General features: G+C 66.7%; 20 protein-coding genes. 13 read left to right on the plus strand and 7 right to left on the minus strand.

Annotated elements, in window-relative coordinates; genetic code table 11:
- Nucleotides 1-82 precede the first annotated feature (82 nt).
- Nucleotides 83-2,398 carry a penicillin-binding protein 1A gene (locus ACTIEY_RS00550; protein ID WP_439517195.1) on the plus strand — a complete coding sequence of 772 codons (2,316 nt, stop codon included), beginning with the start codon at nucleotides 83-85 and terminating at the stop codon, nucleotides 2,396-2,398.
- A 9-nt stretch (nucleotides 2,399-2,407) separates the two neighbouring features.
- Here the strand turns inward: ACTIEY_RS00550 and ACTIEY_RS00555 are convergent, their stop codons facing one another.
- From ACTIEY_RS00555 to ACTIEY_RS00570, 4 genes are all read right to left on the minus strand, one after another.
- Nucleotides 2,408-3,388: an NAD(P)H-dependent flavin oxidoreductase gene (locus ACTIEY_RS00555; RefSeq protein ID WP_439517196.1), complete on the minus strand. Its 981-nt coding sequence runs from the start codon at nucleotides 3,386-3,388 to the stop codon at nucleotides 2,408-2,410.
- A 23-nt stretch (nucleotides 3,389-3,411) separates the two neighbouring features.
- Nucleotides 3,412-5,199 carry an acyl-CoA dehydrogenase gene (locus ACTIEY_RS00560; protein ID WP_439517197.1) on the minus strand — a complete coding sequence of 596 codons (1,788 nt, stop codon included), beginning with the start codon at nucleotides 5,197-5,199 and terminating at the stop codon, nucleotides 3,412-3,414.
- A gap of 78 nt (nucleotides 5,200-5,277) precedes the next feature.
- Complete coding sequence (locus ACTIEY_RS00565) at nucleotides 5,278-6,210, minus strand: electron transfer flavoprotein subunit alpha/FixB family protein (protein ID WP_439517198.1); 933 nt, start codon at nucleotides 6,208-6,210, stop codon at nucleotides 5,278-5,280.
- 1 nt (nucleotide 6,211) lies between these two features.
- The gene (locus tag ACTIEY_RS00570; protein ID WP_439517199.1) at nucleotides 6,212-6,961 is read right to left on the minus strand and encodes an electron transfer flavoprotein subunit beta/FixA family protein; all 750 of its coding nucleotides are present in this window, start codon (nucleotides 6,959-6,961) and stop codon (nucleotides 6,212-6,214) included.
- A gap of 294 nt (nucleotides 6,962-7,255) precedes the next feature.
- On the opposite strand from ACTIEY_RS00570, the gene ACTIEY_RS00575 reads away from it, so the two are divergent.
- The 3 genes from ACTIEY_RS00575 to ACTIEY_RS00585 all read left to right on the plus strand — a co-directional run bounded on the left by ACTIEY_RS00575 (nucleotide 7,256) and on the right by ACTIEY_RS00585 (nucleotide 10,161).
- Nucleotides 7,256-8,269 (plus strand): TRAP transporter substrate-binding protein, encoded by a 1,014-nt coding sequence (locus ACTIEY_RS00575; RefSeq protein WP_439517200.1) that lies wholly within the window; start codon nucleotides 7,256-7,258, stop codon nucleotides 8,267-8,269.
- Nucleotides 8,270-8,350: 81 nt separating this feature from the next.
- On the plus strand, nucleotides 8,351-8,869 hold the full coding sequence (locus ACTIEY_RS00580) for a TRAP transporter small permease (protein ID WP_439517201.1): 519 nt from the start codon (nucleotides 8,351-8,353) through the stop codon (nucleotides 8,867-8,869).
- On the plus strand, nucleotides 8,866-10,161 hold the full coding sequence (locus ACTIEY_RS00585; protein WP_439517202.1) for a TRAP transporter large permease: 1,296 nt from the start codon (nucleotides 8,866-8,868) through the stop codon (nucleotides 10,159-10,161). Before ACTIEY_RS00580 ends, ACTIEY_RS00585 begins: the two co-directional genes overlap by 4 nt.
- Here ACTIEY_RS00585 and ACTIEY_RS00590 read toward each other — a convergent pair.
- Both ACTIEY_RS00590 and ACTIEY_RS00595 read right to left on the minus strand, forming a co-directional pair.
- Entirely contained in the window at nucleotides 10,148-11,455 is a 1,308-nt protein-coding gene (locus tag ACTIEY_RS00590; protein WP_439517203.1) for a mechanosensitive ion channel family protein, read from the minus strand. The genes ACTIEY_RS00585 and ACTIEY_RS00590 overlap by 14 nt on opposite strands.
- Before the next feature lie 18 nt (nucleotides 11,456-11,473).
- Nucleotides 11,474-12,427, minus strand: a complete 954-nt coding sequence (locus tag ACTIEY_RS00595; RefSeq protein WP_439517204.1) for a histone deacetylase family protein — start codon at nucleotides 12,425-12,427, stop codon at nucleotides 11,474-11,476.
- 26 nt (nucleotides 12,428-12,453) lie between these two features.
- On the opposite strand from ACTIEY_RS00595, the gene ACTIEY_RS00600 reads away from it, so the two are divergent.
- Genes ACTIEY_RS00600 through mltB form a run of 4 tightly spaced genes read left to right on the plus strand, consistent with a single transcriptional unit; the run spans nucleotide 12,454 to nucleotide 17,455 of the window.
- The gene (locus tag ACTIEY_RS00600; protein ID WP_439517205.1) at nucleotides 12,454-13,374 is read left to right on the plus strand and encodes an AAA family ATPase; all 921 of its coding nucleotides are present in this window, start codon (nucleotides 12,454-12,456) and stop codon (nucleotides 13,372-13,374) included.
- A 3-nt stretch (nucleotides 13,375-13,377) separates the two neighbouring features.
- Nucleotides 13,378-14,361 carry a DUF58 domain-containing protein gene (locus tag ACTIEY_RS00605; RefSeq protein WP_439517206.1) on the plus strand — a complete coding sequence of 328 codons (984 nt, stop codon included), beginning with the start codon at nucleotides 13,378-13,380 and terminating at the stop codon, nucleotides 14,359-14,361.
- Complete coding sequence (locus tag ACTIEY_RS00610; protein ID WP_439518248.1) at nucleotides 14,358-16,379, plus strand: transglutaminaseTgpA domain-containing protein; 2,022 nt, start codon at nucleotides 14,358-14,360, stop codon at nucleotides 16,377-16,379. Before ACTIEY_RS00605 ends, ACTIEY_RS00610 begins: the two co-directional genes overlap by 4 nt.
- Nucleotides 16,346-17,455: a lytic murein transglycosylase B gene (mltB, locus tag ACTIEY_RS00615; protein WP_439517207.1), complete on the plus strand. Its 1,110-nt coding sequence runs from the start codon at nucleotides 16,346-16,348 to the stop codon at nucleotides 17,453-17,455. The genes ACTIEY_RS00610 and mltB overlap by 34 nt, the downstream gene beginning before the upstream one ends.
- A 13-nt stretch (nucleotides 17,456-17,468) precedes the next feature.
- Here mltB and ACTIEY_RS00620 read toward each other — a convergent pair whose 3' ends face one another.
- Nucleotides 17,469-18,269, minus strand: a complete 801-nt coding sequence (locus tag ACTIEY_RS00620) for an IclR family transcriptional regulator (RefSeq protein WP_439517208.1) — start codon at nucleotides 18,267-18,269, stop codon at nucleotides 17,469-17,471.
- Between the two features lie 147 nt (nucleotides 18,270-18,416).
- On the opposite strand from ACTIEY_RS00620, the gene ACTIEY_RS00625 reads away from it, so the two are divergent.
- The 5 genes from ACTIEY_RS00625 (at nucleotide 18,417) to ACTIEY_RS00645 (ending at nucleotide 24,331) form a co-directional block, all read left to right on the plus strand.
- Nucleotides 18,417-19,238, plus strand: coding sequence for an SDR family NAD(P)-dependent oxidoreductase (locus ACTIEY_RS00625; protein WP_439517209.1), 822 nt, complete (start codon nucleotides 18,417-18,419; stop codon nucleotides 19,236-19,238).
- A 52-nt stretch (nucleotides 19,239-19,290) separates the two neighbouring features.
- Complete coding sequence (locus tag ACTIEY_RS00630) at nucleotides 19,291-20,307, plus strand: TRAP transporter substrate-binding protein (protein WP_439517210.1); 1,017 nt, start codon at nucleotides 19,291-19,293, stop codon at nucleotides 20,305-20,307.
- A 126-nt stretch (nucleotides 20,308-20,433) separates the two neighbouring features.
- Nucleotides 20,434-22,320, plus strand: a complete 1,887-nt coding sequence (locus ACTIEY_RS00635) for a TRAP transporter large permease (protein WP_439517211.1) — start codon at nucleotides 20,434-20,436, stop codon at nucleotides 22,318-22,320.
- Nucleotides 22,321-22,331: 11 nt separating this feature from the next.
- Nucleotides 22,332-23,324, plus strand: coding sequence for a thiamine pyrophosphate-dependent dehydrogenase E1 component subunit alpha (locus tag ACTIEY_RS00640; RefSeq protein ID WP_439517212.1), 993 nt, complete (start codon nucleotides 22,332-22,334; stop codon nucleotides 23,322-23,324).
- Complete coding sequence (locus ACTIEY_RS00645; RefSeq protein ID WP_439517213.1) at nucleotides 23,315-24,331, plus strand: alpha-ketoacid dehydrogenase subunit beta; 1,017 nt, start codon at nucleotides 23,315-23,317, stop codon at nucleotides 24,329-24,331. The genes ACTIEY_RS00640 and ACTIEY_RS00645 overlap by 10 nt, the downstream gene beginning before the upstream one ends.
- Nucleotides 24,332-24,339 lie beyond the last annotated feature (8 nt).

A 24,339-nucleotide genomic window follows, 5' to 3' on the forward strand; every position in this document is an offset into this window, starting at 1 on the left:
ATCTTAAGCGGACACAGCTGGTTACCTTGCCACCTTGGCCAGTGCACACGCGCTTCACACCCATCCGTGACAATTTGCCTCCATGTTTGCGCTCTACTTCCGGCGCGCGCTTCTGGGCCTCACCCTGGTTGCCGCCACTTTCTCCGTGCTGCCCACACAGGCGTCGACCTTCGACCTGCCGCCGCTGGACCGCATCGTCAACTACCAGCCCAAGCTGCCGCTGCAGGTGTTCACCGCCGACGGCGTCGAGATCGCACAGTTCGGCACCGAGCGGCGTGAATACGTGCCGCTCTCGCGCATGCCGCGGCGGCTGCAGGACGCGGTGCTGGCGGTGGAGGACGCGCGTTTCCGCGAGCACTCGGGCGTGGACCCCAAAGGCATGGCGCGCGCGCTGGTGGCGGCCATCACCGGCGGGCAGCGTCAGGGCGCGTCCACCATCACACAGCAGCTGGTTCGCACCATGCTGCTCACGCGCGAATTCTCCGCAGAGCGCAAGGCCAAGGAAATCTGGCTGGCGCTCAAGCTCGAACAAGAGATCTCCAAGGACCGCATCCTGGAGATCTACCTGAATGAAATTTTCCTGGGCCAGCGCGCCTATGGCTTTGCCGCCGCGGCGCAGATCTATTTCGGCAAGCCGCTGGACAAGCTCTCACTCGCCGAGACGGCCATGCTCGCCGGCCTTCCGCAGAACCCCTACTACGCCAACCCGGTGGCCAACCTCGCGCGCGCCACGCAGCGCCAGCGCGTGGTGCTCGCCCGCATGCGGGCGGTGGACGCGATCAACGACCAGCAGCTCGCCGCGGCGAAGGCGGAAAAGCTCGTGATCCGCCAGCCCGGCCTGCGCAGCGTGCATGCCGCACACGTGGCCGAAATGGCGCGCCGCGCCGTGGTGGAGCGTTTCGGCACGGAAGCGTATTCGAGCGGCATCAAGGTCACGACCTCCCTGCGCGCTGCAGACCAGCGCGCGGCCCACTCGGCCGTGCAGCGCGGCGTGCTGGCGTTCGACCGCCGTGGCCCCTGGCGCGGACCGGAAGACCAGGAGGCCTTGCCCGCGAAGGACGGTGCGGAGCTGGAGCGCGCCGCCGCCGAGGCGCTGAAGGACCACCGCGACGACGAAACCCTGCGCGTGGGCATCGTGCTCGCCGCCAGCCCCAAGGCGCTGCAGGTGCAGCTCACCAGCGGCGAACGCGTGACGGTGCAAGGGGAAGGCCTGCGCTGGGCACAGCGCGGCCTGGACGCCAAGGCCAAGGCACCGCTGAAGATCGAGCGCGGGTCCATCATGCGCGTGACCACCAGTGGCAAGACCAAGGCGGGTGCGGTGTGGGCCATTTCCCAATGGCCTGAAGCCGAGGCTGCGCTGGTCGCCATGGACCCGAAGACAGGCCGCGTGCGCGCGCTCGTGGGTGGCTTCGACTTCACCCGCCAGCCGTTCAACCACGTCACCCAGGGCTGGCGCCAGCCAGGTTCGGCACTCAAGCCTTTGCTGTACTCGGCCGCACTCGAATCGCGCGTGATGCCCGCCACGATGGTGGACGACCTGCCCTTCACCGCCGCCAACGGCTGGAGCCCGAAGAACAGCAACCACGAGTTTTCCGGCCCGATGTCGGTCCGCGAAGCCATCGCGCGGTCAAGCAACCTGGCCAGCGTTCGGGTGCTCCAGCACACCGGCACGCAGGCGGCGCGCGACTGGACCGGGCGCTTCGGCCTCGACCCTGCCCGGCAGCCCGACAACCTGACCCTGGCGCTCGGCACGGGCAGCGCCACGCCGCTGCAGATGGCACAGGCCTACGCCACGCTGGCCAACGGCGGCTGGGGCGTGTCCCCGGTGGTGATCGAGAAGATCACCGACGCCCAGGGCAAGGTGTTGTTCGAAGAGCCGCCCGCCGCTGCGCTGACGGAGGAGAACCGCGTCATCCCCGCGCGCAACGCGTTTGTGGTGTCCAGCCTGCTCAACGACGTCACCCGCACCGGCACGGCCGCTCGCGCGCAGGCCACCCTCAAGCGCAGCGATCTCTATGGCAAGACCGGCACCACCAACGACGCGGTGGACGCGTGGTTCGCCGGTTACCAACCCACCCTGGCCACTGCCGTCTGGATGGGCTACGACCAGCCGCGCGGCCTGGGGGGCGCGGAATCGGGTGGACGGCTGGCGCTGCCGATCTGGATCGACTTCATGGGCGCCGCCCTGAAGGGTGTGCCGGTGGCACCGGCGCCTGCGCCGCCGCCTGGGCTGGTGCGCGAAGGCGATGACTGGCTCTACGCCGAATGGGCCGAAGGCGGCTGGGTCTCCGCCATTTCCGATGAGCGCGGTGTGGAGTACGCCCGAACCTTCGCGGGCGACCTAGGCAAGATGTTCGACTCGCTGGGCAACTGGTTCAGGAACGGGCCCAGGCCCTGAGCCGCGCGCTCAGCCCGCGCAGATGCGGGCCTTGGCGTCTGCGTACTCGCGCTTGAAGCGCGCCACCAGATCGGCCGCCGGCATCACCTCGTGGATGGCGCCAATGCCCTGGCCGCAACCCCAGATGTCGCGCCAGGCCTTGGCGGCGTTCGCGCCTTCGCCGGTCGCGAAGTTCATCTTGCTCGGGTCGCTCTGCGGCAGGTTGTCCGGGTCCATGCCGGCGTTCTTGATGCTGCCCTTGAGGTAGTTTCCGTGGATGCCGGTGTAGAAGTTGCTGTAGACGATGTCGTCGGAATTCGACTGGGTGATCATTTCCTTGTAGCCATCCACGGCGCGCGCCTCCTCGGTGGCGATGAAGGCCGAGCCGATGTAGGCGAGGTCGGCGCCCATGGCTTGCGCGGCCAGGATCGCGCCGCCCGAGGCGATGGCGCCCGAGAGCGCAATGGGGCCACCAAACCACTCGCGGATTTCCTGCACCATGGCAAACGGGCTTTTCACACTGGCGTGGCCACCCGCACCGGCCGCCACGGGGATCAGGCCATCGGCACCCTTCTCGATCGCCTTGTGCGCGAACACGTTGTTGATCACGTCGTGCAGCACGATGCCGCCCCAGCTGTGCACGCCCTGGTTCACGTCTTCGCGCGCACCCAGGCTGGTGATGACGATCGGCACCTTGTACTTGGCACACAGCGCCATGTCCTGCTCCAGCCGGTCGTTGCTCTTGTGAACGATCTGGTTGATGGCGAAGGGCGCGGCCTTGTTGTCGGGGTTGGCCTTGTCGTGCGCCGCCAGCGCCTCGGTGATCTCGGCCAGCCACTCGTCAAGCTGCGATGCCGGACGTGCGTTCAACGCCGGCATGGCGCCCACCACGCCGGCCTTGCACTGGGCAATGACGAGCTTGGGGTTGCTGATGATGAACAGCGGCGAACCGATCACAGGGAATTTCAGGTTCTTCAGGACGGGCGGCAGGCTGCGGGCGGGTGCGGTCATGGGGTCTCCGATGAGGGTTCGGTTCAGAACGATTCGATGGCCAGCGCGGTCACGGCGTCGGCGCCATCCACGATGGCATCGCGCACGCCGGGAGCGCGGCTGAGGATGTGGTCGGCGTAGAAGCGAGCGGTGGTGATCTTGGCCTGCATGAAAGCGACGTCCTGTCCCTTGGCGGACAGATCCTCGGCCACCAGAAGCGCGCGCGCCATCTGCCAGCCCGCGATGAGATTGCCCGCCAGCATGAGGTAGGGCACGCTGCCGGCAAAGGCCGCGTTGGGGTTGCTTCGCGTGTTGGCCGCGATGAACTCCACCACGTCCACGAAGGCCTCGCGTGCGGCTGCCAGGCGCTTGCCCACGGCTTGCGCCTGGGCGCTGCCAGCGCCGAGTTCCTTTTCGGTCTGCTCGATCTGCGCGGCAATCGCCTTGGCCGCCATGCCGCCGTCGCGCGAGGTCTTGCGGCCCACGAGGTCGTTGGCCTGGATGGCCGTCGTGCCTTCGTAGATGGTGAGGATCTTGGCGTCGCGGTAGTACTGGGCCGCGCCGGTTTCCTCGATGAAGCCCATGCCGCCGTGCACCTGCACGCCCAGGCTGGTCACTTCCATGCTCATCTCGGTGCTGTAGCCCTTGACCAGCGGCACGAGGAATTCGTAGAAGGTCGCGTTCTGCTTGCGCACCTCGGCATCCGGGTGATGGTGCGAGGCGTCGTAGGCGGCTGCGGCCACGGCCGCCATGGCGCGGCAGCCCTCTGTGGAAGCGCGCATGGTCATCAGCATGCGCTTCACATCGGGGTGGTGGATGATGGGCGCGGCCGCGCTCAGCGAGCCATCCACCGGGCGGCTCTGCACGCGGTCCTTCGCGTAGGCCACGGCTTTCTGGTAGGCCCGCTCGGCAATGGCGATGCCCTGCACGCCCACGGCGTAGCGAGCTGCGTTCATCATGATGAACATGTACTCCAGGCCGCGGTTTTCCTGGCCCACGATGTAGCCGACAGCGCCACCGTGATCGCCATACTGGAGCACCGCAGTGGGGCTGGCCTTGATGCCCATCTTGTGCTCGATGCTGACGCAGTGCACGTCGTTGCGTTCACCGATCGAGCCGTCCTGGTTCACCATGAATTTCGGCACCACGAACAGGCTGATGCCTTTCACGCCTTCGGGCGCGCCGGTGACACGCGCGAGCACCAGGTGCACGATGTTCTCGGCCATGTCGTGCTCACCATAGGTGATGAAGATCTTGGTGCCGAACACCTTGTAGGTACCGTCGGGCTGTGGCTCGGCGCGGCTGCGCACCGCCGCGAGATCGGATCCGGCCTGCGGCTCGGTCAGATTCATGGTGCCGGTCCATTGCCCGCTCACCAGCTTCTCCAGGTAGATCGCCTTGAGTTCGTCGCTGCCGGCGGTGATCAGTGCCTCGATCGCGCCGTCGGTGAGCAAGGGGCACAGCGCAAAGCTCATGTTGGCGCTGTTGAGGATTTCACCGCAGGCCGCGCCAATGGTCTTGGGCAGGCCCTGTCCACCGAAGTCGGTGGGATGCTGCAGGCCCTGCCAGCCGCCTTCGGCGTACTGCTTGAATGCGTCCTTGAATCCGGGCGTGGTGGTGACCTTGCCGTCCTTGAAGGACGAAGGATTCTTGTCACCTTCCCAGTTCAACGGGGCGATCACATCCTGGTTGAGCCTGGCGCACTCCTCCAGCACGGCCTGGGCCGTTTCCAGACCGGCGTCCTCAAAGCCCGGCATCTGCGCCACCTGGTCGATGCGCGCCAGGTGTTCGATGTCGAACAGCATGTCTTTGAGAGGGGCGATGTAGCTCATGGCAATGTCTCCACAGGATTCACGGGTGCAGATGCAACAAGGGCATCGCGAACGATGCCCTTGCGTTGATCAGAGGGCTCAGAGCGCCTTGATCAGCTCGGGCACAGCCTCGAAGAGATCGGCCTCCAGGCCGTAGTCGGCGACCGAGAAGATCGGTGCCTCGGGGTCCTTGTTGATCGCCACGATCACCTTGGAATCCTTCATGCCGGCCAGGTGCTGGATGGCGCCCGAGATACCCGCAGCGATGTAGAGCTGCGGCGCCACGATCTTGCCGGTCTGGCCGACCTGCCAGTCGTTGGGCGCGTAGCCGGCGTCCACCGCTGCACGGCTGGCACCGAGCGCGGCGCCGAGCTTGTCGGCCAGCGGCGTCATGACGTCGTTGAACTTCTCGGCGCTGCCCAGCGCACGGCCACCCGAGACGATGATCTTGGCGGCGGTGAGTTCGGGACGGTCGCTCTTGGCGATCTCGCTGCCCACGAACTTGCTCTTGCCCTCGTCGGCTGCGGCCGTGGCGGTCTCCACCGCGGCGCTGCCACCCGTGGCAGCGGCCGGGTCAAAGCCCGTGGTGCGCACGGTGATCACCTTGGTGGCGTCCTGCGCCTGCACGGTGGCAATCGCATTGCCGGCGTAGATCGGGCGCTCGAAGGTGTCGGCGCTGATCACCTTGGTGATGTCGGAGACCTGGGCCACGTCCAGCGCGGCGGCCACGCGGGGCGCCACGTTCTTGCCGCTGGCGGTGGCCGGGAACAGGATGTGGCTGTAGTTCGATGCGATGGCCAGCACCTGCGCTGCGGTGTTCTCGGCCAGGCCGTGTTCGAAGCCAGGGGCGTCGGCGTGGATCACCTTGGCCACGCCGGCGATCTGCGCGGCGGCCGCGGCGGCGGGGCCGGCGTTGTGGCCAGCGATGAGGATGTGCACATCACCACCGCACTGGGCAGCGGCGGCGACGGTATTGAGCGTGGCGCCCTTGACGGAGGCGTTGTCGTGTTCGGCAATAACGAGTGCGGTCATGTCAGATCACCTTGGCTTCATTCTTGAGTTTTTCAACGAGGGTGGCCACGTCGGGCACCTTGATGCCCGCGCCGCGCTTGGGCGGCTCGCTGACCTTGAGCGTCTTGATGCGCGGCGTCACATCCACCCCGAGGTCTTCGGGCTTGACGATGTCGAGCTGCTTCTTCTTGGCCTTCATGATGTTGGGCAGCGTCACGTAACGCGGCTCGTTCAGCCGCAAATCCGTGGTGACCACCGCCGGCAGCGTGATGGACAGTGTCTCCAGGCCGCCATCCACTTCGCGCGTCACGCTGGCCTTGCCATCGGCCACTTCCACCTTGCTGGCAAACGTGGCTTGCGGCAGGCCCGCGAGCGCCGCCAGCATCTGGCCGGTCTGGTTGCAATCGTCGTCGATGGCCTGCTTGCCCAGGATCACGAGTCCCGGTTGCTCCTTGTCGAACAGGGCCTTGAGCAGCTTGGCCACGGCCAGCGGCTGCAGTTCGACCGAGGTCTCCACCAGGATGGCGCGGTCCGCGCCGATGGCCATGGCGGTGCGCAGCGTTTCCTGACATTGGGTGACCCCGCACGAAACAGCGATCACCTCGGTCACCACGCCTTTTTCCTTCAACCGCACGGCTTCTTCCACCGCGATCTCGTCAAAGGGGTTCATGCTCATCTTGACGTTGGCGATGTCCACGCCGGTGCCGTCGCTCTTGACCCGTACCTTGACGTTGTAATCCACCACGCGCTTGACGGGGACGATGACCTTCATGCTGCTTTGCTCCTGATGATTGGAAGAAACGGGCGCCACTTGACGTGAACGTCAACGGGGCATTGTATGCGGGGCATCGGTGCCATTCCGATGCAAACGAACGACCGTGCTTTTTCTTGCATTGTAGTGGCTGGACACGGCGCCACGGCGACTGTCGCTGCAATGACCATTAACCAACCACCCGGTCGGCGAATCCGGGTAAGTCTGGAGGCGGCGAACGCGGGCGCTCGCCTATAGTGGGTCATGCTCAACTGCTTATGTTGAGTAATCAACGACCCTCCCAGGAGATCCTGCATGAAACTTCGTTTGCTCGTGGCAGCCGCCCTTTCGTCGACCGCCTTGCTCGGCGGCGCCGCGTCGGCCCAGACCGTGTTTTCCGTCTCCAGCTGGGTCGGCCCGGCGCACACGCTGAGCATGGCGCAGAAGACCTGGTGCGACCAACTGGAGAAGGACAGCGCGGGCCGGATGAAGTGCAACATCCTGCCCAAGGCTGTGGCCGCGGCCCCCGGCACCTTCGACGCCGTGCGCGACGGTCTGGCTGACATCTCCTTCACGGTGGACGGCTACACGCCTGGCCGCTTCATCAACACGCAGGTGGCCGAGTTCCCCTTCCTGGGCAACAGCGCCACCGCCACGTCGGTGGCCTACTGGCGCATCTACAACAAGTACTTTGCACCTCTGGGCGAGCACCGCGGCGTGAAGGTGCTGTCGGTGTTCACCCATGGCCCGGGCATCATCTTCAACGCCAAGCAGCCGGTCACGTCGGCTGCGGATGCCAGCAAACTCAAGTTCCGCATCGGTGGCGGCAACATCAACGAGCTCTCCAAGGCGATGGGCTGGAACACCACGCTCAAGCCGGCGCCCGAGTCTTTCGAACTGCTCTCCACCGGCGTCATGGACGGCACGTTTTTCCCCGATGAATCCATCGCGTCGTTCAAGCTGAGCATGATCAAGCACGCCACCACCTTCCCCGGCGGCCTCTACAACACCAGCTTCGTCTTCATGATGAACCCGGCGAAGTACGACGCGCTCTCGGCGCAGGACAAGGCCGTGGTGGACAAGCTCTCGGGAGAAACCGCCGCACGCACCTTCGGCGAAGGCTGGGACAAGGTCGATGCCGCCAGCCGCGAACTGCAGAAAACGCAGGGTGTCGTGCGAGCCCAGGCCGATGAAGGCTTCGTGAAGGCGGTGGCCGCCAAGCAGGGTGAACTCGAGGACAAGTGGGCGGCGGCCGCCTCAGCCAAGGGTTTGAAGGATCCCAAGGCGGTGCTGGCCGAATTCCGCGCTGAAATCGCCAAGGCGAAGTAAGCTCGCGCATCTCGAGGCCTGCCCCTCAAGGCCGGCGGAGCACCATGCCCGCCGGCCTTTTCACATCAGGACATCAACATCATGCTCAAGACGCTGGAGCGCATGCTGCGCTGGTCTGCCGGGCTCATGGCCGCCATGGCCCTGTTCGCCATCATGTGGCTCACGCTGGTCGATGTGACCGGCCGGCGCTTCTTCAACCACTCGGTGCCTGGGGGGCTGGAGATCACCGAGATCCTCATGGTCATCGTGATCTTCGGCGCCCTGCCGATGGTGTCCTGGCGCAACGAGCATGTGGTGTTCGATTCGCTTGACGCTTGGCTGCCAGACTGGGTGCGCGGCATCCAGGCACGCGTCGTCAATCTGGTCTGTGCGCTCACGTTCGCGAGCCTGGGCTATTTGATGTCGACACGTGCCACGCGTTTTGCCGAATACGGCGACACCACGGTCTACCTGCAGCTGTCGATCGCCCCCGTGGCCTGGCTGATGGCCGGCCTTCTGGTGCTCACGGCCCTCGTTCACCTGCTGTTCGTCTTCGTCGAAGTTCCAGTGCCTTCGCCCCATCATCCCGCGCCGGCGCAACTCGAGGAGCCTGCACCATGATCGAAGCCTCATTGGGCTTTCTCGCGGTCTTCGGGATGGCGTTCCTGCGCATCCCCCTGGCACTGGCCATGGCCATCGCGGGCATGGTGGGCCTGGGCCTCATGCGGGGCTGGCAGCCTGCGTTCGCGAGCACCAGCCAGGTGATTTTCGAGACCGGTTTCCACTACGTGCTCTCGGTCATCCCGCTGTTCATCCTGATGGGCAACCTCGTGGCCCGCGCCGGCATGGCCCGCGAGCTGTACACGGCTGCGAATGCCTTCGTGGGCCACCGCAAGGGTGGCCTGGCCATGGCCAGCGTCATCGCTTCGGGCGGATTTGGCTGCATCTGCGGCTCCTCCATCGCCACGGCAGCCACCATGACGCGCGTGGCGTACCCCGAGATGAAGCGCCATGGCTACAAGGACACGCTTGCCACGGGCGCCATCGCCTCAGGCGGCACGCTGGGCATCCTGATCCCGCCATCCACCATCCTGGTCATCTACGGGATCATCACCGAGACCGACATCGGCAAGCTGTTCGTCGCGGGCATCCTGCCCGGGCTGGTCGCCATCATCTGCCTGTGCGTGGCCGTGATGTACATCACCTGGCGCGATCCGGCCGCTGGGCCACGCGCCGAGAAGTTCACCTGGCCGCAGCGGTTGGCCGCGGTAAGGAGCATCTGGGGTGTCGGCCTGCTGTTCGCGCTGGTGATCGGCGGCATCTATGGCGGGGTGTTCACGGCCACGGAGGGCGCTGGCGTCGGTGCGGCGGGCGCGTTTTTCTTTGCACTCGCCCGAGGCGTGCTGACGCCGCGTGTGCTTCTGGACATCCTTGTCGAAAGCACGCGCACGACGGCGATGCTGTTCACCATCCTGATCGGCGCCATGATCTTCACGAGCTTCGTGAACTTCACCAGCATGCCCGGCGATTTGCGCGACTTCCTGCTGCAGTTCAGCCCCCACCCCATCATGGTGGTGGTGGTGATGATGGCGATCTACGTGGCGCTGGGGCTGGTGATGGAGGAGCTCTCCATGGTGCTGCTGACCATCCCGGTGTTCTTCCCCGTCATCACGGGACTGGGGTTCGATCCCGTGTGGTTCGGCATCCTGATCGTCACCATTGTGGAGATCGGGATGATCTCACCGCCCGTGGGGATGAACCTGTTCGTCATGAACGCACTGTTGCCGCTGGTGAAACTGAAGTCCATCTTCCAGGGTGTGTGGCCCTTCGTGATGGCCGACATTGTTCGCCTGGGCATCCTGATCGCGTTTCCAGCCATCTCGCTCTGGCTGCCGAGCCTCATGAACCGCTAGTGGTTTCCTCGCGCGGGGTTCGGCGCAAGTGCACCACCCGCTGCGGATAAGGCAGATCAATGCCGTTCTCCTGCAGCAGTTGCAGGATGCGCCGGTTGACCAGCGAACGCAGCTTGAGCTGTTCGGCCCCATCCCCTGAGTTGATCCAGTATCCCACGGTGAACTCCAGCCCGTCGGCACCGAACGCCGACAGCGACGCCTGAGGCGCGGGTTCCCTGAGCGCGTCGTCCTGCTCGCTCACGGCCTGCAGCAGCCACTGGCTCACCCGCTCCACATCGCTGTCGTAGGCCACCGACACCACCGTGGTCTGCCACACCCGCGTCAGGGCTGTCGAGAGGTTCTCAACGCGGTTGATCACCATCAGTTCATTGGGCACGATCGACTCCCGACCCGTGGGTGCACGGATCACGCTGTATCGCGTGTTGATGTCGAGGATGCGGCCTTCGAAGTTGTCCACCTTCACGTTGTCGCCGATCCGCAGGCGACGCTCGGCCAGGATCACGAAACCGCTCACATAGTTCGACGCCAGCTTCTGCAGGCCAAAGCCCACCCCCACACCTATGGCGCCGCTGAACACCGACAGGGCGGTGAGGTCGATGCCCACCGCAGACAGCGCCACGATCAGGCCGACGAACAGGAGCAGCGCCCGCGTGGCGTTGCTCACCGCCTTGCGCATGGAAAGATCGCCGCCAGAGGCCTTGCGCAGCAACCGAGTCTCGATGGCAGAGGACACCCACAGGGACAGGATCAGGACGGCAGCGGCGGTGATGATGCCTTCGAGCAGCGTGCGCAGGGTGAGCGTGGAGCTCCCCACTTTCCAGGTGATGTCGTCGAGTTCGGCCAGAACGACGGGCAGCAGTCCACTGACCCACAGCACCATCGCCAGCCAGGCCACCCACGAAATGGTGCGTTCCAGCGCTCGGACCCAGGGCGCAGACGTGAACGCTGCCTGCAACACCTTCACGCCGACGCGAATGACCACCAGCGAGACCAGCACCGGAATGGCAAGCTTGAACGCGGCCAGCGGCATCAGCTTGGTCACCAGAGCGCGCGCCACATAGGCGAACAGCAGCAGCACCAGCGGGAACATGGCGCCATCGATGAGGCGACGACCGAACAGCACCGACGTCTTTTCCCCCTGCATGCGCAAGGCATTGCGCAGCGCCCACACGATGGCAAGGGAAAGTGCGACGCAGATGGCCAGTGCCGCCAGTTCCATGAGGACCGTGGGCTGGGTGAATCCGGCCAGCCAGAGGCCGATGTCATCGATGGGCTTGGGGGATGGATTCGGCATGGATCAAGGAAACTTCATTCAGACGTCGGCCAGCACACGCAGGTGCGCTTCCACGCTGCGTCCCAGTGCGCTCAGCGCATAGCCGCCTTCCAGGCAACTCACGATGCGGCCCTTCGCGTGGCGCAGCGCCACCTCTTTGATGCGGGAGGTCATCCAGCTGTAATCGCTCTCAACCAGCCCGAGCTGGCCCATGTCGTCTTCGCGGTGCGCGTCGAAGCCGGCGCTGATGAAGATCATCTGCGGCCGGTGGGCCTCCAGCCGCGGCAGCCACATCATGTCCACCAGCTCGCGGATGTCCATGCCCTTGGTGTAGGCCGGCACCGGCAGATTGACGAGGTTGGCAGCCTTCGAGTGGTCCCACACCGGATAGAAAGGGTGCTGGTAGAAGCTGCACATGAGGATGCGCTCGTCGCCGGCCACGATGTCCTCGGTGCCGTTGCCGTGGTGCACGTCGAAATCGACGATGGCCACGCGCTGCAGGCCGTGGCGCTCCAGGGCGTACTTGGCGGCCACGGCCACGTTGTTCACGAAGCAGAACCCCATCGCCTGGTTGCGCGTGGCGTGATGGCCTGGTGGGCGCACGGCGCAGAAGGCATTGGCCATTTCACCGGCCATCACCGCATCGGTGGCATCGATGGCGGCGCCCGCGGCCATGAGGATGGCGTCCCAGCTGTGGGTGTTGATGGCGGTGTCGGGGTCCACCTGGGCGTGTGTCGGACCGCCAGCGGCCATCTCTTCCTTGAGCCCTTCGCACAGGCCTCGCAACGAGGCCAGGTGCATGCGGCCATGGGCCAGTTCGAGGTCGGCCAACGACGCGGCGGTGGCTTCGCGGCGCTCGAGCGCCACATCCAGCCCGGAGATCAACAAACGGTCTTCGATGGCATCGAGCCGCTCGGGGCATTCCGGGTGGCCGGCGCCCATTTCGTGTCTCCAGCAATCCCTGTGGGTGAAATACCCGGTGGCCTGACTCATGGCGGTTTTACGGTATGGTTCGCGGCATGCAAGCCGACACAAGAATCCAACTGTTGCTGAATCAGCTTAACACGGTGATCGTGGGCAAATCGCAGCAGGTTTCGGACTGTGTGGCGTGCTTGCTGGCCGGTGGACACCTGCTGATCGAGGACGTTCCCGGCGTGGGCAAGACGACACTCGCGCACGCCCTCTCCCGGTCCTTCGGCCTGCAGTTCGCGCGCGTGCAGTTCACCGCCGATCTCATGCCCAGCGACCTGGTGGGCGTGTCGATCTACGAGCGTGGCCGCGAGGACTTCGTTTTCCATCCCGGCCCCGTGTTTGCGCAGGTGCTGCTGGCCGACGAGATCAACCGCGCCAGCCCGAAGACGCAGAGCGCGCTGCTCGAAGCCATGGAGGAAAAGCAGGTCACGGTGGAAGGCGAAACCCGTGCGCTGCCCCAACCCTTCTTCGTGATCGCCACACAGAACCCGCACGACCAGCTCGGCACCTACGCCCTGCCCGAATCGCAGCTGGACCGCTTCCACATGCGCCTGTCCATCGGCTATCCAGACCGCGCCGCCGAACGCGAACTGTTGCGTGGCCAGGACCGGCGCGACATGCTCGAACGCCTGCCCGCTGCCCTCACACCCTCCGACCTGGCCGACCTGCAGCACACGGTGAGCGAGGTGCACACCGCCGAGCCGGTGCTCGAATACCTGCAGGACCTGGTGGCTGCCACCCGCAGTGGCCGCTGGTTTGCACAGGGGCTCTCGCCCCGCGCGGCGCTGGCGGTGGTGCGTTCGGCCAAGGCCCAGGCCTACCTGAACGGCCGCGACTACGTGGCACCCGACGACATCGCTGCCATCCTGCCGCAGACGGTGTCGCACCGGCTCATTCCGGTTCGGGACGCGGGACGCGGCCCGGTGGAGCAGGTGCGCGCCATGCTGGAAGCCGTGCCTCTGCCCTAGGCGATGGACAACCCCATCCGCCTGGCTCGCGAGCGTGTGCAGCACTGGTGGCACAGCCGCCTGCCCCGCACCGACACCCTCACCCTCACGCAGCGCAACGTCTACATCCTGCCCACACGGGCGGGCTGGATGCTGGCCTTCACCCTCCTCATCCTGCTGCTGGCCAGCATCAACTACCAGCTCAACCTGGGCTACCTGCTCACCTTCCTGCTCGCCGGCACCGCCGCCGTGGGCATGCACGTGTGTCACGGCAACCTTCGCGGCACCACGCTGCACCTGCACCCGCCCGAGCCAGTGCACGCGGGGCAGGCGGCGCTGCTCGATGTGCGCCTGTCCAGCGAACGCCCGCGCACCCGCTACGGCATCGGCATGGGCGTGATCGGCGTGGACACAGCGCACGCCCCGCTGGCCTGGACGGACGTGCCCGCGCAAGGCAGCGCCACGCTGCAGGTGAGCTGGCCCGCGCCGAGCCGGGGCCTTCACACACTGGCGCCGCTCACCGCCCACACGCTGTTTCCGCTGGGCACCTTCCGCGTCTGGACCGTGTGGCGACCGGCGTCGCCGGTGCTCGTGTATCCCGAGCCAGAAAGCCATCCGCCCCCGCTGCCGCCGGGTGAGCCGCAGGCGGGCAGTTCGGGGCTGGCCCGCGTGCAGAGCACCGGCGAATTCGACGGCGTGCGCGCGTACCAGCGCGGCGATCCCATGAAGGCCGTGGTGTGGAAGAAGGCCGCGCAGGCGTTTGCATCGGGTCGCGATGAACTGGTGAGTCGCGACGCGCTGTCCAGTCAGCGGCAGCAGCTCTGGCTGGACCACGCGAAATGCGGTGCCGCCAGCGCCGAGGCACGCCTCTCGCGCCTGACCGCCTGGGTGCTGATGGCCGACCGTTTGGGGCTGGACTACGGTCTGCGCGTGCCGGGCCGCGAGATTGCTCCTGACCAGGGCGCTGCGCACCGCGCCCGCTGCCTGGAGGCGCTGGCGCTGTGCTGAAACAACTCCGGCAATCGGCCACCAGTCTCCCGCGCGAGACCCGCGACACCCTCTTCCTGCTCGCCGTGATCGGCTGGGTGGTGTTCCTGCAGGTGGGTCACATTCCGTGGTGGTGCGGGCTGCTGACGGCCTGTGTGCTGGTCTGGCGCACCACCCTCACGCTGCGCGGCCTGCCCCTGCCCGGCTGGCCTTGGCGTGTGGGACTGCTCGCGCTGTTGCTGGGCGCCACCTGGGCCACCCACAGCACCATCCTGGGGCGCGACGCGGGCGTCACGCTCATCGTGGTGCTGCTGGCCTTGAAGACGCTGGAAATGCGCGCACGCCGCGACGCCTTCGTGATCTTCTTCCTCTCGTTCTTCATGCTGCTCACGCACTTCTTCTATTCCCAGACGCTCCTCACTGCGGCGGGCATTCTGGTCGCGCTCATGGCGCTGCTGACCGCGCTGGTCAATGCCCACATGCCGGTGGGTCGCCCCACCCTGGGCCAGGCCGCGCGCATCGCCGGCGGCATGGCCCTGATGGGCGCGCCCATCATGCTGGTGCTGTTCCTCCTGTTTCCGCGCCTTTCGCCGCTGTGGGGCACACCGGGCGACGACGCGGCCGGGCGCAGCGGCCTGTCCAACAGCATGCGGGTGGGACAGATCGCCCAGCTGGTGCTGGACGAGAACATCGCGCTGCGGGTGAAGTTCGATGGCCCGCCGCCGCCGCAAGGCCAGCTGTATTTCCGCGGCCCCGTGCTGAGCGATTTCGATGGCGCGGAATGGCGGCCCGTTCGATCGGGCTTCCCCGACGCGATGGCGTTGCCCTCGGACCTGAGGGTTTCGGGCGACGCCGTGCGCTACGAGGTGACGATGGAAGCCAACCGCCGGCCCTGGCTGTTCCTGCTGGAAGCGGCACCGCAGGCGCCGGAAGTGCCCGGCGTGCGCGTGCGCATGACACGCGAGCTGCAATGGGTCACCGACCGCCCCATCGGCAGCACGGTGCGCTACCGCGCCGAAAGCCACACCGAATTTCGCCATGGTCCGCAGGAGCCTGCGGTGGCGCTGCAGGACCACATCGAGCTGCCGCCCGGCTTCAATCCGCGCACGCTGGCGCTCGCCCAGGAACTGCGGCGCCAGCATGGCAACTCGAACCCGGCGCTGATCGATGCCGTGCTCGAGCGCCTGCGCACCGGCGGCTACAGCTACACGCTCGAGCCCGGTGTCTACGGCCAGCACACCGCCGACGAGTTCTGGTTCGACCGCCGGCAGGGCTTCTGCGAGCACATCGCCAGCAGCTTCGTGGTGCTCATGCGGGCACTCGACATCCCGGCGCGCATCGTGACCGGTTACCAGGGCGGCGAACTCAATGGCATGGACAGTTTCTGGACGGTGCGACAGCGCGACGCCCACGCCTGGGCCGAAGTCTGGCTGCAAGGCCAGGGTTGGGTGCGCGTGGACCCCACGTCGGCCGTGTCGCCCGGGCGCATCGGCTCGCTGGAGCGGCTCACCGCGCCCGAAGGCGCGCTGGCCGGCGCACTGCGCAATTTCAATCCCACGCTGCTCACGCAGTTGCGCGACGTGTGGGAGGCTGTGAACAACCGCTGGAGCCAGTGGGTGCTGAACTACACGCAGGGTCGCCAGCTCGACCTGCTGAGGAACCTGGGCTTCCAGTCGCCGAGTTGGAGCGACCTCGTGACCGTGCTGCTCGGCGTGTTGGTGATCGCCAGCCTGCTGGGCGCGGCGTGGACCCTGTGGGAACGCCAGCAGCACGATCCCTGGCTTCGCCTTCTGCGCCGGGCGCGCACGCGCCTGCAGGCCCTGGGCATTGCCAGCGCCGACCACACGCCTGCGCGCGAGCTGGCGCGCCAGGTGGATCAGCGGTTTGGCGCCCAGACCGACGTTGCACAATGGCTGCTTCGGCTCGAAGCCCTGCGCTACAGCCGCCCCGACTCCACGAATCCCATCACCCTCGCCGCCTTGCAGCGCGAGTTCAGGCAACTGGCATGGCCCAGAAAAAATTCCACTCCCGCATCCTGACGCACGCCGCCCTGCTGGCGGTCACTGTATTCGCCCTTGCCGGCAACACCTGGGCACAGGGCAGCCCGGCCAAGACACGCCCCGGCGCTCGTCCCGCCCCAGCGCCCTATTTCTACGCACAGAGCGAAGCTGCCATGGCCTTCGCCACCGACCTTGCCCAGCGCCGCGACCTCGACCCCGCCTGGGTGCGCCAGCAGATCGGCCAGGCCCAGCGCCTGCCGGTGGTGATCCGCCTCATGCAGCCCGCACCCAGCGGCACACCCAAGAACTGGGCGGCCTACCGCGCCCGCTTCATCGAACCCGTGCGCCTGCGGGCCGGCCAGCAGTTCTGGGAAACGAACCGTGAAACACTGGCGCGAGCCGAGGCGGAGTACGGCGTGCCCGCCAGCCTCATCGTCGGCGTGATCGGCGTGGAAACGCTCTACGGCCGCCACACCGGTACGCACAAGGTGATCGACGCGCTCAGCACGCTGGCTTTCGACTTTCCCGCCAGCCACCCTCGCGCAGCCACCCGCAGCGAGTTCTTTCGCGGTGAGCTCGAGCAGTACCTGAGCCTCACCGAACGCAGCGGCGCCGACCCGCAGAGCCTGCTCGGCAGCTACGCCGGCGCCATGGGCTGGCCGCAGTTCCTGCCGAGCAGCTGGGTCAAGTACGCGATCGATTTCGACGCCGACGGCAAGGTCGATCTGTTCAACAGCACGGCCGATGTGATCGGCTCCGTGGCGAACTACTTCAAGGCCTTTGGCTGGCAAAGCGGCCTGCCCACCCACTACCCGGTGCGTTTCGACCCGAACCAGAGCAGGGAGGACCTGAGCACCCTGCTGGCGCCGGACATCCTGCCCAGCTTCAGCGTGGAGAGCTTCAATGCCAGAGGCGCGGTGATCGACAGCCCTGCTGCCGCGCAACACAGCGGCAAGCTCGCGCTGGTGGAACTCGAAAACGCAGGCGCACCGTCCACGTATGTGGCGGGCACCGAGAACTTCTACGTGGTCACGCGCTACAACTGGAGCAGCTATTACGCGCTGGCGGTGATCGAGCTCGGCCGTGAGGTGGAAGCGCTGGTTTCGGGGCGTTGAACATCGGCTGCGCTCAAGCCGATCCCTCCTGCTCGGCGCGGCTCATCACGTCGCGGCTCACGCGCAGCATGCGCTCGCCCAGCACCGCCCTGCGCATGGGGTGCAGGCGGGCCTCGCTGGTCACCAGCACGATGGCCGCCACGGGCCGGCCGTCCTGGCGCAACAACGGTACACCCAGCGCCCAGTAGTGCGGCACCACGATGCCCGGGATGATCGCGTAGCCGCGTTCGCGCGTTTCCTGCAGCAAGGGACGGATCACCGAGACCGGTGACTTGGGATAGTGCTTGTCGATGAACGCACCGTTCGCGCGCAGCGCCGCCTCGGCTTCGTCTTCGGGCAGCGCAGCCAGGATGGCCAGACCCCCCGCACCCACGCCCAGCGGGTGCCGGTCGCCCACGCGCAGGGCATCGGGCGGGATCGGCACGTCGCCCGTCTCGCGCGAAAGACAGATGGCCTCGAAGCCCTGCACCACCGAGAAGAACACCCAGTCGCCGGTTTCCAGCGCCAGCGCGCGCAGCGAGACCATGGCCAGGCGCTGCAGGGTGTAGCTGGGTTCGGCGGCCAGTCCCACCGCGAAGGTCTCCGGGCCCAGGCGGTAGCAGCGCGAGGCGGCATCGTGCACGACGAAGCGCTCGTCCACCAGGGTCTGGGTGAGGCGCACGGCGGTGGCCTTGCTCAGGCCCAGGCGGCGGCCGATGTCGCTGATGCGCATGCCATCGGGCTGGCTGCGCGCCAGCAGCTTGAGAATGGCCAGTCCGCGCCGCAGCGTCTGGGCGCCCGGTGTCTCGCCGGTGGCAAGTCCTGTGTCGGTCATGTTGGTAAAAACCCGTGGTGCCTGGTCTACATGTTGAACCGAATTCTGACTCCACTCCGCAGCATCCCTCTTCCCAGGCCACCTGCGCCGCTGCCAAGATCGGCAAGACGCTTCACATAATGAACTAAAACCCCGGACGACGACACGATGAACCAATCCAGGCCACACTCCGGACGGGTCGCCCTGGTCACGGGCGCCGCCAGCGGCATCGGCCTGGACGTTGCCCACGGGCTGTCTCGCCAGGGCGCGATCATCTGCGTGGTGGACCGCAACGGCCCCACCGCGCAGCAAGCCGCCCAGGCCATCGTGGACGCTGGTGGACAGGCCGAAGCCTTCGTGGTGGATCTGGCCGACATGGTGGCGGTGAGCGCCATGCTGGCGAAACTGGGCGAACGCCACCCGGTGATCGACATCCTGATCAACAACGCCGGCATCGTACTCACGCAGCCCGCGACCGACGTGGCCCTGTCGCAATGGAACACCACGCTGGCGGTCAACGTCACGGCGCCCATGGTGCTCACGCAGCACGTGCTGCCGGGCATGAAGGCGCGCGGCTGGGGTCGCATCGTCAACGTGTCCTCCATCAGTGGTGTGCGCGCCGGCACGGGCCGCCTGGCCTACGGCACGTCCAAGGCCGCGCTGATCGCCATGACCGGCCAGTTCGCCATCGAAGTGGCCGAATGGGGCGTGACCGTGAATGCGATCGCACCCGGCTTCGTGGACACGCCGATGATCCGCACGCTGCATGGGAGTTCGAAGCAATCCACCCTGCTGGCCGCGTGCCCCATGAACCGCCTGTGCTCGGCGCAGGAGGTGGCCAGTGCGGTGCTGTTCTTTACCTCGGAAGACGCCGCCTTCATCACCGGCCAGACCCTGGGCGTGGATGGCGGGTTTCTGGCCAGCGGCCTTTTCATTCGCAACCTGTTCGAGATTCCGGCCGCCACACCCGCCCAGGGTGTCGCTGCCTGAGTCGATCGCTCCCCTTTTCTTCACCCCGCACCACAACGACAGGAGACAGACGATGACCTTTTCCCGCCGCACCCTCATCAAGGCCACGGGCATCGCAGCGGCCAGCTGCGCAGCACCGCTGAAACTGGCTTACGGCCAGAGCGCCGAATTCACCTTCAAGTACGCCAACAACCAGCCGCCGGCGCACCCCATGAACGTGCGCGCCAAGGAAGCGGTGGAAGCGATCAAGAAGGAAACCAACGGCCGCATGGAGATCCAGCTCTTCCCGAGCAACCAGCTGGGTTCCGACACCGACACGCTGAGCCAGTTGCGCTCCGGTGGCGTGGAGATGTTCAACCTCTCCGGCCTGATCCTCTCGACGCTGGTGACCCCCACCGCGCTCAACGGCCTGGGCTTTGCCTTCCCCAACTACGACGCGGTGTGGAAAGCCATGGACGGCGACGTCGGCGCCTACATCCGCGCGCAGATTGCCAAAGTGAACCTGGTCGCACTCGACAAGATCTGGGACAACGGCTTCCGCCAGACGACCACGTCGACCAAGCCCATCGTGACGCCGGCCGATCTGGAAGGCTTCAAGATCCGCGTGCCGGTGTCGCCACTGTGGACCTCCATGTTCAAGGCCTTCGGCTCCTCGCCGATCTCGATCAACGCCTCCGAGATGTACACCGCGCTGCAGACCAAGGTGGCCGACGGCCAGGAGAACCCGTTCGCGGTCATCTCCAACTTCAAGCTCTACGAAGTGCAGAAATACTGCTCGCTCACCAACCACATGTGGGACGGCTTCTGGACGCTGATCAACAAACGCGCCTGGGACCGCCTGCCGCCGAACATCCGCGACATCGTGGCCAAGCACCTGAACGACGCTGCCATGAAGGAGCGCGTGGACGTGGCCGCCAACGAAGCCACGCTGCAGAAGGACCTGACCGCCAAGGGCATCGTGTTCAACACGCCCAACACGGCACCGTTCCGCGACAAGCTGCGCAGCGCGGGCTTCTACGCCGAATGGAAGGCGAAGTTCGGTGACGAGGCCTGGGCGGTGATGGAGAAGTACACCGGAAAATTGGGCTAACCCCCCCGCCGCGCTTCGCGCGACCCCCCTTCGGGGGGCGGCACTGGCGGACCGGCGGAGCCGGATCCGCGGTGCCTCTCGATCTGACCCGGCGTGCGTTGCGGGTCTTTTTTCTTTCACTTCCTTATGACTCAATCTTCTGCCGGGGTGCCGGCTGCCGACGTCGGCGACGCGCTGGAAGGCGGCGGCGTCTCTCACGAGACGCGTCCCAGCCCGCTGTGGATGCGGCCGATCGAGGCGCTCTCTGCGCTGCTCATGCTCAACATCACGGTGTTGCTGCTGGTGGGCGTGATCTCGCGCTACGTGTTCGGCAAACCCATCATCTGGTCGGACGAAGTGGTTTCGCTCTCGTTCATCTGGCTGACCATGCTGGGTGCTGCCATTGCCGTGCACCGCAACGAGCACCTCCGCCTGAGTCTGTTCGTGGACATGTTGCCGCCGCGCCCACGCGCCTTCGTCCATGCGTTCGCGCTGGTGGCGGTTGCGGCTTTGCTGATCGCCCTGATCGGCCCGGCCATCGGGTACGCAAAGGAAGAGTGGTACATCCACACGCCGGCCCTGGACCTGCCCAACACGTTTCGGGTGAGCTCGATTGCGTTCGGCTTCATCGCCATGCTGGCCATGGTGCTCATCTACGCCGGGCGCACGGTGCGCAAGACCGACCTCGCCCTCGCTGCGGTGGTGGTGGCCGCCATCGCCGGCGCCTGCTGGGCACTGTCGCCGCAACTGATGAAGCTGGGCACCACCAACATCGCCATCTTTCTCATCGGCTTCGTCGTCGTGTGCCTGGTCTCCGGCGTGCCCATTGCGTTCTGCTTCGGCATCGGCGCGGTGTGCTACCTCGCCTTCTCCACGCACGTGCCCGTCACCGTGGTGATTGGCCGCATGGACGAAGGCATGTCCAGCCTGGTGCTGGTCTCCGTGCCCATCTTCGTGCTGCTGGGCTGTGTGCTCGACGTCACCGGCATGGGCAAGGCCATCGTCGACTTCCTGGCCTCGCTGCTGGGCCACATCAAGGCCGGCATGTCGTATGTGCTGTTGGGATCGCTGTTCATCGTCTCCGGCATCTCGGGGTCCAAGGTGTCCGACATGGCCACCGTGGCGCCGGCACTGTTTCCGGAAATGAAGCGTCGCGGGCACAAGCCGCGTGAGATGGTGGCCCTGCTCGCCACCGGCGCGGCCATGGCCGACACCGTACCGCCGAGCATCGTGCTGATCGTGCTCGGCGCCGTGGCTGGCGTGTCCATCGCGGGGCTCTTCCAGGCCGGCTTCGTGGTGGCCATGGTGCTGCTGGCGGTGTTGCTGGTGATGGCCCGCTGGAAGGCGCGCAACGAAGACATGCACGGCGCGAAACGCGCGCCCATGCGGATGGTGGGCCGTTTCCTGCTGGTGGCTGCGCCCGCGCTGGTGCTGCCCTTCATCATTCGCAGCGCGGTCGGCGAAGGCGTGGCCACCGCCACCGAAGTCTCCACCGTGGCCGTGGTCTACGCGCTGTTCGTGGGCCATGTGCTCTATGGCGGCATCGGCCTGCGCAGGTTCTACAACATGCTGGTGGACACGGCGGCGCTTTCGGGTGCGGTGCTGCTGGTGCTGGGCGCGGCGTCGGCCATGGCCTGGTCCATCACGCAAAGCGGTGTGGTGCAGCAGCTTTCGGTGTTCCTGACCACGCTGCCCGGCGGCTGGATGGGCTTCATGGCGGTGACCATCGTCGTGTTCGTGGTGCTGGGCTGCCTGCTCGAAGGCCTGCCCGCCGTGCTGCTGCTCGCACCCATCATGTTTCCCATTGCCAAGACGCTCGGCATCAACGACATCCACTACTCGATGGTGATCGTCTGCGCCATGAACATCGGCCTGATGATGCCGCCCATCGGCGTGGGCTTCTACATTGCGTGCCGCATCGGCGGTGCCAAGCCCGATGAAGTGATCGGCGCGATCTGGCCTTACCTCGCGGCCCTGCTGGTCGGCGTGGTGATCATCGCGGCCGTGCCGTGGATCTCCCTCGTGGCCCTGTGAGCAACACCCCAATGATCGATCTCTACCGAACCATGGCGCGCATCCGCGCCTTCGAGCTCGCGGCCGAAGTGGCCAGCCAGGGCGGCGTGCAGGTGCTGGGCGCGAAGATGGACGACCGCGCCAAAGTGCGCGGGCCGCTGCACCTCTCCATCGGCCAGGAGGCGGTGGCCGTGGGCGTGTGCGCCCACCTGAATCGCACCGACCTGCTCACCAGCACCCACCGCGGCCACGGCCACACGCTGGCCAAGGGCGGCAACATGCGCCGCATGATGGCCGAGCTGTTTGGACGGGCCGACGGGAACAACGCCGGCAAGGGTGGCTCCATGCACATCGCCGATTTCTCCGTGGGCATGCTGGGCGCCAATGGCGTGGTCACCGCCGGCCTGCCCATCGCCTGTGGTGCCGCGCAGGCGCTCAAGCTGCAAGGCAAGCCCGACATCGTGGTGTGTTTCTTCGGCGACGGCGCCACCAACCGCGGACCTTTCCTGGAGGCGCTCAACTGGGCCGCCGTGTACCGCCTGCCCGTGCTCTTCGTGTGCGAGGACAACCGCTATTCGGCCACCACCGCCACATCCGGCCTCACCGCCGGACCGGGTGTGGTGGCGCGTGGTGCGTCGCTTGGCGTGCCCGGCGAGTCGGTGGACGGCAACGACATCGAGGCCGTGTTCGAGGCGGCGGGCCGCCTGGTGGCGCAGGTTCGGTCGGGCCAGGGGCCGCACCTGTTGCACGCCCTGACCTGGCGCGTGCGCGGCCACGTGTCGGTGGACCAGCAGGGTTACCGGGATCCGGAAGACCTGCGCGGGGCCATCGAGGCCGACCCGCTGCGCCAGGCGCGCGAACGTGCGCAGGCGCTGGGCGCCAGCGCCGCCGAACTCGACGCGGTGGATGCCGCCGTTCAGGCCGAGATCGACGACGCCGTGGCGTTCGCCAACGCCTCGCCGACGCCCGACCCCGAGCACGCCTTCACCGACATCCAGACCACCGGAGCCGGCACATGGCACTGAACCGAATGACCTATGCCGAGGCGGCCGTGCGCGCTGTGTCCAACGCCATGCAGCGCGACCCCAGCGTGGTGGTGCTGGGCGAAGACGTGGGACGCGGCGGCATCTTCGGCCAGTACAAGGGCCTGCAGGCCAGCTTCGGCCCCGATCGCGTGGTGGACACGCCCATCTCGGAAGCCACCATCGTGGGTGCCGGCGTGGGCATGGCGCTGGTGGGCATGCGCCCCGTGGTGGAACTGCGCGTGGTCGACTTCGCCATGTGCGCCATGGACGAGATCGTCAACCAGGCGGCGAAGAACCGCTACATGTTCGGTGGGCAGGGCCGCGTGCCGCTGGTGATGCGCATGCCCATCGGCATGTGGTCCAACTCGGCCGCGCAGCATTCGCAAAGCCTGGAAGCCTGGTTCGCCCATCTGCCCGGCGTGGTGGTGATGTGCCCGGCCACCCCGCAGGACAACTATTCCATGCTCACCCAGGCCCTGCAAGGCGAGGACCCGGTGATCTACATGGAGAACAAGGAACTCTGGACCCTGGAAGGCGAAGTGGACGAATCCATTGCCTGCGTCCCGGGCCAGGCCCATGTGCTACGCCGCGGCGCCGACCTCACGCTGGTGAGCTGGTCGGCCGCGGTGCACACCGCGTCGGCTGCGGCCGCACAGCTCGCTGAGCAAGGCGTGCAGGCCAGCGTCATCGACCTGGGCACCCTATGGCCGTGGGACCGCGACGCCGTGCTCGCCGACTGCGCCCGCACCGGTCACCTGCTGGTGGTGCACGACGCGGTGCAGGCCGGCGGCTTCGGCGCCGAGATTGCAGCCACCGCCGCACAGGCCACGGGCTGCCGCGTGGCGCGCCTGGGTGCACCGCGCATTCCCGTGGGCTACGCCACGCGCCTGGAGAGCGTGGCGCGCATTTCACCCTCCGCCGTGGTGCAAGCGGCGTTCAACCTCCTGTCCACCCATCCCTCCGTCCGCACCGAGCCGGGCGAGGAAGTCCCCTCCCATCCCATCTGAAGGCAACG

Origin of the sequence: Hydrogenophaga sp., assembly GCF_051858985.1 — a bacterium.
Taxonomy (GTDB): Bacteria; Pseudomonadota; Gammaproteobacteria; order Burkholderiales; family Burkholderiaceae_C; genus Hydrogenophaga.